This is a genomic window from Nocardia sp. CC201C (assembly GCF_030010695.1).
GTDB lineage: Bacteria > Actinomycetota > Actinomycetes > Mycobacteriales > Mycobacteriaceae > Nocardia > Nocardia otitidiscaviarum.
Window position 1 is genome coordinate 18,886 of record NZ_JASCXP010000042.1, and the last position, 9,224, is coordinate 28,109.

Consider the following 9,224-nt stretch of genomic DNA (forward strand, 5'->3'; position numbering starts at 1 on the left):
CACTTGACCTTCGCGCGAACTCAACTCAGGCCAGCTCGAGTTCGTGGGCCACCGCAACCGGGTCGACCGCGATCGGTGTGACCTCCGGCATGCCCCTGAGGGCATTGTCGGGGTCCTTGAGGCCGTTGCCGGTGACCGTGCACACCACGGTCAGTCCGGCGTCCAGCCAGCCCTCCTTGCGGGCGGCCAGCAGGCCGGCCACGGAGGCGGCGGACGCGGGCTCCACGAAGACCCCCTCGGTGGCGGCGACCAGGCGGTACGCCGCCAGGATCTCCTCGTCGGTGGCCGCGCGGAACGCGCCGCCGGACTCCTCCTTGGCGTTCATCGCGCCGTTCCAGGAGGCGGGCGCGCCGATCCGGATGGCGGTGGCGACCGTCTCCGGATCGCTCACCGGAGCCCCGTTCACCAGCGGTGCGGCCCCGGCGGCCTGCACGCCCAGCATGCGCGGGCGGGCGGCGATGATGCCGTCGGCGTGGTACTCGCTGTAGCCCTTCCAGTAGGCGGTGATGTTGCCCGCGTTGCCCACCGGCAGCGCGTGCACATCGGGGGCCTTGCCGAGCGCGTCGACGATCTCGAAGGCGGCGGTCTTCTGGCCCTCGATGCGGGCCGGGTTGACCGAGTTCACCAGGCCGACCTCGGGGAAGTCGGAGGTTACCTTGCGGGCCAGCTCCAGGCAGTCGTCGAAGTTGCCCGCGATCTGGATGATGTCCGCGCCCAGCATGACCGCCTGGGCCAGCTTGCCCATGGCGATCTTGCCCTGCGGAATGAGCACCGCGCAGCGCAGGCCCGCCCGGGTGGCGTAGGCGGCGGCCGAGGCCGAGGTGTTGCCGGTGGAGGCGCAGAGCACGGCCTTCTTGCCGGAGTACTTGGCGTCGGTCATGGCCATGGTCATGCCGCGGTCCTTGAAGGAACCGGTCGGGTTGAGGCCCTCGACCTTGAGGTACACCTCGCAGCCGGTCAGCTGCGAAAGGTGGTGCGCGGGCACCAGCGGGGTGCCGCCCTCGAACAGCGTGACCGCCTCCCAGTCGGCGGGCACCGGGAGCCGATCCCGGTACGCGTCGATCAGACCGGGCCACGGAGTGTGCACGGGGACCCGCGCGGTCGTACTCATTCCTCGGTGCCTTCCAATCTCAGAACACTGGTCACGGACGTGACGGAGTCCAGTTCGGCCAACGCGGCAACGGTATCGGCCAGCGCGGACTCCTGCGCGTGGTGGGTCACCACGACCAGGCGCGCGCCCTCGTCGTGTCCCTCCTGGCGGACCGTCGAGATGCTGACGCCGTGTTTGGCGAATTCACCCGCCACCGCCTCGAGAACGCCGGTGCGGTCGGCGACCTGCAGGTTCACGTGGTAGCGGGTGGGGGTGTCGCCGATCGGTGCGATCGGCAGCTCAGCATAAACCGATTCGCCGGGCGCGCGGCCACCGAAGAACTTGTTGCGCGCCGCCATCACCAGATCGCCCATGACCGCCGAGGCGGTGGGCGCGCCGCCCGCGCCCTGACCGTAGAACATCAGGCGGCCGGCGTTCTCGGCCTCCACCACCACGGCGTTGAACGCCTCGTTCACCGCTGCCAGGGGGTGCTTGCGCGGGATGAGGGCCGGGTAGACGCGCACCGAGACGCTCTCCTTGCCGCCGTCTTCCGGACCCTCCACCACGCGCTCGCAGATGGCGAGCAGCTTCACGGTGCAGCCGACGGCGGCGGCGGTCTCCAGATCCTCGGCGGTGATCTTGGAGATGCCCTCGCGATAGACGTCGGCGGAGGTCACCCGGGTGTGGAAGGCCACCGACGCGAGGATGGCGGCCTTGGCCGCGGCGTCGTAGCCCTCCACGTCGGCGGTCGGATCGGCCTCGGCGTAGCCCAGGCGGGTGGCCTCGGCGAGCACGTCGTGGTAGTCCGCGCCGGTCTCGGCCATGGCGGAGAGGATGAAGTTGGTGGTGCCGTTGACGATGCCCACCACGCGGTTCACCCGGTCACCGGACAGCGACTGGATGAGCGGGCGCATCACCGGGATGGCACCGGCGACGGCGGCCTCGAAGTACAGGTCGGCGCGGCTGTTCTCGGCCGCGGCGGCCAGTTCGCCGGTGTAGTCGGCGAGCAGGGCCTTGTTGGCGGTGATCACCGACTTGCCCGCGTCCAGGGCCTGTTTGATCAGCGCACGAGCGGGGTCGATGCCGCCCATGAGCTCGACCACGATATCGACGTCGTCGCGGGTGACCAGGGCCTCGGAGTCGGTGGTCAGCAGTTCGGCGGGCAGGCCGCGGTCCTTGCCGAGGTCGCGCACGGACACCCCGCGCAGCACCACGGGGGCGCCGACGCGGTTGCAGATGTCGTCGGCGTGATCGCGCAGAATACGCACGACCTCGGTGCCGACCGTGCCCATGCCGAGCACCGCGACACCGATCGGGTGGTCCGTCCCCCACACGCCGTTTCTCGCAGCGTTAGCCACCTCTGTCATGCGTTCACCTCCAAACTCAGTAGGTCCTCCACCGTCTCCCGGCGGAGAATCAAGCGCGCCTCGCCGTCCCGCACCGCCACCACGGCGGGCCGGGTGAGCATGTTGTAGCGACTCGACATCGAATAGCAGTACGCGCCCGTCGCGGCCACCGCGATGAGATCGCCCGGACCCACGTCGGCGGGCATCCAGGTATCGCGAATGACGATATCCCCACTCTCGCAATGCTTTCCGACCACACGAGCCACGACGGCGGCGGAATCGCTGGTGCGCGAGACCAATCGGCAGTCGTACTCGGCCTGATACAGCGCGGGACGGATGTTGTCGCTCATGCCGCCGTCCACCGAGACGTAGCGGCGGCGGTTGCCACCGTCGAGGGTGACGTCCTTGATGGTGCCGACCTCGTAGAGGGTCACGGTGCCCGGTCCGGCGATGGCCCGGCCCGGTTCGACCGCGATGGTCGGCTTGGGCAGCCCGGCGTGCGCCGCCTCCTCGGTGACGATGTGGTCCAGCTTGGCGGCGAACTCGTCCAGCGCGGGCGGATCGTCGTGCGGCAGGTACGAGATACCCAGGCCGCCACCGAGATCCAGAATGCTGATCTGCGCGGCGCGGTCGGCCCCGAACTTGTCCACGGCCTCGCGCAGCACCCCGAGCATGCGCCTTGTGGAGATCTCGAAGCCGTCGATATCGAAGATCTGCGAGCCGATGTGGCTGTGCAGGCCGACCATGCGCAGGTGCGACGACTCGAAGACGCGGGCGATGGCCTGCATGGCGTCGCCGCTGGCGACCGAGAAGCCGAACTTCTGGTCCTCGTGCGCGGTCGAGATGTATTCGTGGGTATGGGCTTCCACACCCACGGTGAGGCGCACCAGCACGTCCTGCACCACGCCCGCGCTCTTGGCCACCGCCTCGAGGCGCTCGATCTCGATGAGCGAGTCCAACACCACGTGGCCGACCCCGGCGCGCACCGCCGCCTCCAGTTCGGGCACGGACTTGTTGTTGCCGTGCAAGGCGATTCGCTCGGCCGGGAAGCCGGCACGCAGCGCCACCGCGAGTTCGCCGCCGGAGCACACGTCCAGCGACAGGCCCTCGTCGCGAATCCAGCGCGCGATCTCACCGCACAGGAACGCCTTGGAGGCGTAGTGCACCTTGGCGTTGTCGCCGAAGGCGCGCACCATATCGCGGCAGCGGGATCGGAAGTCGTCCTCGTCGACGACGAACAGCGGGGTGCCGAATTCGGCGGCCAGCTCGTGCACGGGCACGCCCGCCAGCCGCACCACGCCGTCGGCGTCGCGAGTGGCGTTGCGGGGCCACACATTCGCGGGCAGCTCGATCAGCTGCCGGGCCGCGGTGGGGCGCTCGGGCAGGTTCGGCGCGTGCGGGATGTCGGCGTGGCGGGGTCCGGCGGGGTGGGCACTCATCTACATACGCTCCGGGGCAGATACGCCTAGCAGGCCGAGGCCGTTGGCGAGAACTTGGTTGGTGGCTTTGACCAGCTCGAGGCGGGCGGCGTGGCGCGGCGAGACGGGCTCGTCGCCCTTGGGCAGCACGCGCATGTCGTCGTCGGACTGGAAGGGGTGGTAGGCCCCGGCGAGCTCCTCCAGGTAGCGCACCACCCGGTGCGGTTCGCGCATCTCGGCGGCGGTGGCCACCACGCGCGGGTACTCGCCGAGGGTGCGGATCAGCTCGCCCTCGCGCTCGGCCGACATGAGGCCGAAGTCCGGTGTCACCGAATCGAAGTCGAATGCCTTGGCATTGTCGATGATGCGGCAGGTGCGGGCGTGCGCGTACTGCACGTAGTACACCGGGTTGACGCTGTCCTGTTTGGTCCACAGGTTGATGTCGATATCGATGCTGGTATTCACCGACGACCGCATGAGCGAGTAGCGGGCGGCGTCCACGCCGATGGCGTCGACCAGGTCCTCCAGCGTGACCACGGTGCCCGCCCGCTTCGACATCTTCACGGCGGCACCGTCTTTGAGCAGGTTCACCATCTGGCCGATGAGCACCTCGACCACATCGGGGTTCTCGCCGAGGGTCGAGGCGACGGCCTTGAGGCGGCCGATGTAGCCGTGGTGGTCGGCCCCGAGCATGTAGATGCACAGGTCGAAGCCGCGCGACAGCTTGTTCTCCAGGTAGGCGATATCGCCGCCGATGTAGGCCGACTTGCCGTCGCTCTTGATGACGACGCGGTCCTTGTCGTCACCGAACTCGGTGGAGTTGATCCACCAGGCGCCGTCCTTCTCGTACAGGTTGCCCGAGGACTTCATTCGCTCCAGCGCCGCGTCCACCGCGCCGGACTCGAACAGCGAGCTCTCGTTGAAGTACACGTCGAAGTCGGTGCCGAAGTCGTGCAGCGACTGCTTGATCTGCGCGAACATCAGCTCGACGCCCTCGCGCCGGAACAGCTCGTGCCGCTGTTCGGCGGGCAGTTCGACGGCGGTGGGATGCGCGGCCACGATGGTGGCGGCGATCTCGCCGATGTAGGCCCCGGCGTAGCCGTCCTCGGGGGTGGGTTCGCCGAGTGCGGCGGCGACCAGCGACTTGGCGAAGCGGTCGATCTGCGCGCCGTGGTCGTTGAAGTAGTACTCGCGGGTAACCTGCGCGCCCTGCGCCGCCAGGATGCGCCCCAAGGCGTCGCCCACCGCCGCCCAGCGGGTGCCGCCGAGGTGTACCGGTCCAGTGGGGTTGGCGGAGACGAATTCCAGGTTGATCTTGGTGCCCGCGAGGGTGTCGGCTGTGCCGAAGCTCTCACCCGCCGCCAGGATGGTGGTGATGATCGCGCCCTGGGCGGCCTTGGCCAGCCGGATGTTCAGGAAGCCGGGCCCGGCGATCTCCGCGGACTCGATGCCCTCGGCCGCCGACAGCGCCTCGGCCAGCAGGTTCGCGAAATCCCGCGGATTCAAGCCCGCTTTCTTCCCTACCTGCATGGCCAGATTCGTGGCATAGTCACCGTGCTCAGGGTTACGCGGACGCTCCACCTTGACCTCGTCGGGCAGGACCGCAGGGTCGGATCCACGTTCGACAAGGACCTTCGCCGCGGTCGCACGAAGGAGATCTGCAAGGTCAGCTGGAGTCACGAGTCACTATCCTATGGTCTGAGCAGGTGAACGCCGTCAGCGGGCACCTCGCGGGCACGCGCCCGGCACACGGGGCGCCGACGCGTCGCCACCCCGTCTGATTGTCCACACGTCGAAAAGAGCACAACAGCGATGCCGAGCAGGACCAGCGCCAAGTCGGCGAAAGCCATCAAGGCCGCGAGCAAATCCTCCACGTCGCCGCGGAAGGGAGGCAAGAGCGGGAAGTTGCCGACCAAGCGCAACATCCCGTGGCCGACCATCGGGGCCGCGGTGGTGATCATCGCACTCGTCGGCGCGCTCGCCGCGTACCTGGTGCCGAAGTACCACGCGCAGGAGGAGCTGAAGAACCCGTCCGCCTACATCGATGGCGTGGTCAAGCAGGACTATCCGGCGGGCCAGCACGTGTCCTCGGCCCAGCGGGTGGCCTACGACCAGGCCCCGCCATTCGGCGGACCGCACGACAGTTCGTGGGCGGCCTGCACCGGCGTGGTGTACGACAAGGCCATTCGCACCGAGAACGCGGTGCATTCGCTCGAACACGGTGCGGTGTGGATCACCTACAACCCGGACAGCGTGGACGCCGGGACCATCGACACGCTGAAGGCGAAGGTCGACGGACAGCCGTACATGCTCATGTCGCCCTACCCCGGACTGGAAGCGCCGATCTCGCTACAGGCGTGGGGGCATCAGCTGAAGGTGGACAAGGTCGACGATGCCCGGGTGGACCGGTTCATCAAGGATCTGCGCCTGAACGAGAACACCTATCCGGAGGTGGGCGCCAGCTGCGCCAACCCGACCTTCGACACCGTGAATCCGCCCGCCTTCGATCCGACGCCGCCGGGCCCGAACGCGGTCGACATGAACGGCAAGGGTGCGACGCAGGGTTCCATGACCGATCCCACCGAGCTGGGCGGCGGATTGCAGGGCATCCCGGGGTTGGAGGGACTGGAAGGCCTGTCCGGTCTGCCGGAGGGCATCGAGAACATTCCCGCGCCGACCGACGTGCCCACGGGTGAACAGCCCGCCGCACCCGAGGACGGGCAGCAGCCCGCGCCGGGACAGTGATGCCGCCCTTGTTGTCACACAGCGATCCCCACGAGTCGGCCGACGACCAGCCCGCCGAATCCCCCGCCACCGCCCGCCCGAGCCAGCGGCCCGCGCTGGTCGTGCTGGGCGTGATCGGGGTGCTGCTGATCGGCTTCGCCCTGGGCGTGTTCGCGCGCATTCCCCTGGACGGCAGCTCGGAGCCGAATCCGAACGCCGTGGACATCGGCTTCAGCCAGGACATGTCGGTGCATCACGCGCAGGCGGTCGAGATGGCCGGGGTCGCGCTGGCGGGTTCCGACGATCCGGCCATCAAGAGCCTGGCCTACGACATCCTCACCAGCCAGCAGAATCAGCTGGGCCGCATGCACGCCTGGCTGCAACTGTGGGGCGAGCCGCTGCTGCCGACCGGCGGATACATGGGCTGGATGGCCGAGCCGGGCTCCTCGCACGGCCACGGCGGCGAAGCCGCCGCACCGGAGCACACCGGCCCGGTACCGACCATGCCCGGCATGGCTTCCCAGGACGATCTGGTCGCGCTCCGGCAAGCCACCGGCACCGCCCAGGACATCCTGTTCCTCCAGCTCATGCTGCGCCACCATCTGGGCGGCGTGCCGATGACCGACTACGCCGTCGAACGCGCCGAGACCGCCGGAGTCCGCGATCTCGCCGAGAAGATGGCCCGCACCCAGTCGGGCGAGGTCACCCTCATGACCCAGATGCTCGCCGCCCGCGGCGCGACTCCCCTCCCCTACCCCTGAGCCCGAGCCGTGGACCGGGCAGTCGCGAAACGCCCGGTCCGCACCGGTTTTTGGCCGAGAGGCAACCAATGCGATAGGCTTTCCCAGCCCGAGCGGAACACCCGCCCGGACATATCCCCGCCCTCGTAGCTCAGGGGATAGAGCGTTTGCCTCCGGAGCAAAAGGCCGCAGGTTCGATTCCTGCCGAGGGCACATCGAGATCAGGCCCCTGACCAGCACATTGCCGGTCAGGGGCCTTTTTCGTGCCGCATTCGGACGAGGCGTCGGCAGCCGAGTCGAATCGCGCCCTGCGAGCCTGAAGAGGACGCTCCACGCAGGCACGCCTCACACTGTCCGACGCAGCGCGCGGCCGATCTTCCGTTGAAGCCCCCGAAGTATGCGGATCGTCTGCTCATCCGAGAACCCGGTGGTGATCGACCAGTCCTGTCCGGAGCCGAAGACATCGCTGGCGAACACGAACTCGGTCGCGACCAGCGCCCGCCGCCAATCCGGAGCGCTCAACGGCTCGTTCGAGATCACCCGCGAACCCAACTGCCGCCCCTGCCCGAACAGGTCCGCCACAGACTCGAACCCCATCGCGACCGCGAGCGCGTCGGTGCAGTGCGCCGGACCACCCCATTCGCTCAGACCGCGGCGCAGCACCTCTCGCTCATCCTCCGACAGTTCGATCGCTACCAGGCCATCCAAGTCCACGTACCAAGGATGCGATCTCCGGTGGCTCACCGCGACCGGATGAAGCAGCGCGATCAGCGGCAGTTGAGTGTGTTGACTCGCCCAGCTCAGATGCCAGGCGGCGGAGGGTTGGTCGGAACGGGAACGTTCACCAGAACGTCGAAGATGGGGGAGATGTGATCGGGGCCGCCGGTCAACCAGTCAGCCGTGCTGACCGTTGCCAGGTCGTCGTTAATGTCCTCGATTGTGCAACGGATGCTGTTGCATGCCCGCATCCGTCATCCCGGGCCAGCCCCGAACCCGGTGGAACTGCCAGGGCCGGAGCTGGATTCGGTCTCGTCGCTCTGGGGCAGGAGAACCCCTGCGAGAGCGAACGCGAGTACACCCCCACCGATAAGCCACCACCCGCGCCCCTCGCCGCTGATCAGCATTCTGACGCCGAAGAGAATGGCGAACGGGCCGCAGATCCCGCACGCGATGCCCACCAGCAGTCTCAGTGCCATGGCGACGGCAAACACAATCACCGCAACGAACGTCAGCACGAGGAGAAGCCCCTGGGCTGCACTACGTGCCGCGTGAAAGAGTCTGGCGCGCACGTGCGGACGCCCTTCGTTCTCGGCTGTCCCGCGCGATGACGCACAGCCGCCATCGGCCGGCGACGCTGATTATTGCACTCGAGTGACGGCGACCGTGGACGAGCGAGCTTTTCCGATACGTGCCCGGCGTGCAGGTGGCGGCTGGGGGGGCATGCGAATGCCCGCCGGATCCGCCTCTGGCGTAGCTGATTTCGCTCTCGCAATAATTTCAGTGTCGAGGCACCTTCAGGTGACTGCGATTGTCCGGTTCGGTCGGCGCGGTCTGGGGCAAGAGCAGCTGTCCTCGCTAGTCGTCTGCTGCAACGATTAGGAGGCCGAAGGCCCTCGCGCTCGGCAGGCGAGGGTCATGGGTGCAGTTCCAGGTGGCAGGATCGCTCGATCATCGCAATGATTTCGTCGTCTATCGGTCCCCCACGAGGAGGCTGTTACCGCGCTCGCCGCCCAAGCCCCGGACGCACACACGAGATAGTGCGGCGCGAATATGCGCAGGGCATGGCCCATCTGGCCTGGGACGGCGAGATTGCGCCGCCGACCGCCGCGCGGAGAAGACGACCAGCGGGAAACGCGTCCTGATCGAGCATTGACGACGCACCGGAATTCCAATGGGATCACCACAT

7 protein-coding genes and 1 tRNA gene are annotated in these 9,224 nt (G+C 68.2%); 3 read left to right on the forward strand and 5 right to left on the reverse strand.

What is annotated here, in order from left to right; all coding sequences use genetic code 11:
• Positions 1–25: 25 nt before the first annotated feature.
• The 4 genes from thrC to argS are packed head-to-tail and all read right to left on the reverse strand — an operon-like array spanning position 26 to position 5,534.
• Positions 26–1,111, reverse strand: a complete 1,086-nt coding sequence (gene thrC / locus QK444_RS07430) for a threonine synthase (RefSeq protein ID WP_282778369.1) — start codon at positions 1,109–1,111, stop codon at positions 26–28.
• A complete protein-coding gene (locus QK444_RS07435) occupies positions 1,108–2,457 on the reverse strand; it encodes a homoserine dehydrogenase (RefSeq protein ID WP_282778371.1) in 1,350 nt (449 codons plus the stop codon). The genes thrC and QK444_RS07435 overlap by 4 nt, the downstream gene beginning before the upstream one ends.
• A complete protein-coding gene (lysA, locus tag QK444_RS07440) occupies positions 2,454–3,875 on the reverse strand; it encodes a diaminopimelate decarboxylase (RefSeq protein ID WP_282778373.1) in 1,422 nt (473 codons plus the stop codon). The genes QK444_RS07435 and lysA overlap by 4 nt, the downstream gene beginning before the upstream one ends.
• Positions 3,876–5,534, reverse strand: coding sequence for an arginine--tRNA ligase (gene argS, locus QK444_RS07445; RefSeq protein WP_282778375.1), 1,659 nt, complete (start codon positions 5,532–5,534; stop codon positions 3,876–3,878).
• 132 nt (positions 5,535–5,666) lie between these two features.
• Here argS and QK444_RS07450 point away from each other — a divergent pair, with 132 nt between their 5' ends.
• From QK444_RS07450 to QK444_RS07460, 3 genes are all read left to right on the forward strand, one after another.
• On the forward strand, positions 5,667–6,599 hold the full coding sequence (locus QK444_RS07450) for a DUF3105 domain-containing protein (protein WP_282778377.1): 933 nt from the start codon (positions 5,667–5,669) through the stop codon (positions 6,597–6,599).
• 8 nt (positions 6,600–6,607) lie between these two features.
• A complete protein-coding gene (locus QK444_RS07455) occupies positions 6,608–7,339 on the forward strand; it encodes a DUF305 domain-containing protein (RefSeq protein ID WP_282778379.1) in 732 nt (243 codons plus the stop codon).
• Positions 7,340–7,458: 119 nt separating this feature from the next.
• Positions 7,459–7,531: transfer RNA gene (locus QK444_RS07460), tRNA-Arg, on the forward strand.
• Positions 7,532–7,663: 132 nt separating this feature from the next.
• Here the strand turns inward: QK444_RS07460 and QK444_RS07465 are convergent.
• Positions 7,664–8,032 carry a hypothetical protein gene (locus QK444_RS07465; RefSeq protein ID WP_282778381.1) on the reverse strand — a complete coding sequence of 123 codons (369 nt, stop codon included), beginning with the start codon at positions 8,030–8,032 and terminating at the stop codon, positions 7,664–7,666.
• Between the last annotated feature and the right edge of the window lie 1,192 nt (positions 8,033–9,224).

What these genes read in the sequence shown, in the direction of transcription:
- thrC (WP_282778369.1), bottom strand. Translation starts at nt 1,111, where the DNA reads ATGAGTACGACCGCGCGGGTCCCCGTGCACACTCCGTGGCCCGGTCTG.
- QK444_RS07435 (WP_282778371.1), bottom strand. Translation starts at nt 2,457, where the DNA reads ATGACAGAGGTGGCTAACGCTGCGAGAAACGGCGTGTGGGGGACGGAC.
- lysA (WP_282778373.1), bottom strand. Translation starts at nt 3,875, where the DNA reads ATGAGTGCCCACCCCGCCGGACCCCGCCACGCCGACATCCCGCACGCG.
- QK444_RS07450 (WP_282778377.1), top strand. Translation starts at nt 5,667, where the DNA reads ATGCCGAGCAGGACCAGCGCCAAGTCGGCGAAAGCCATCAAGGCCGCG.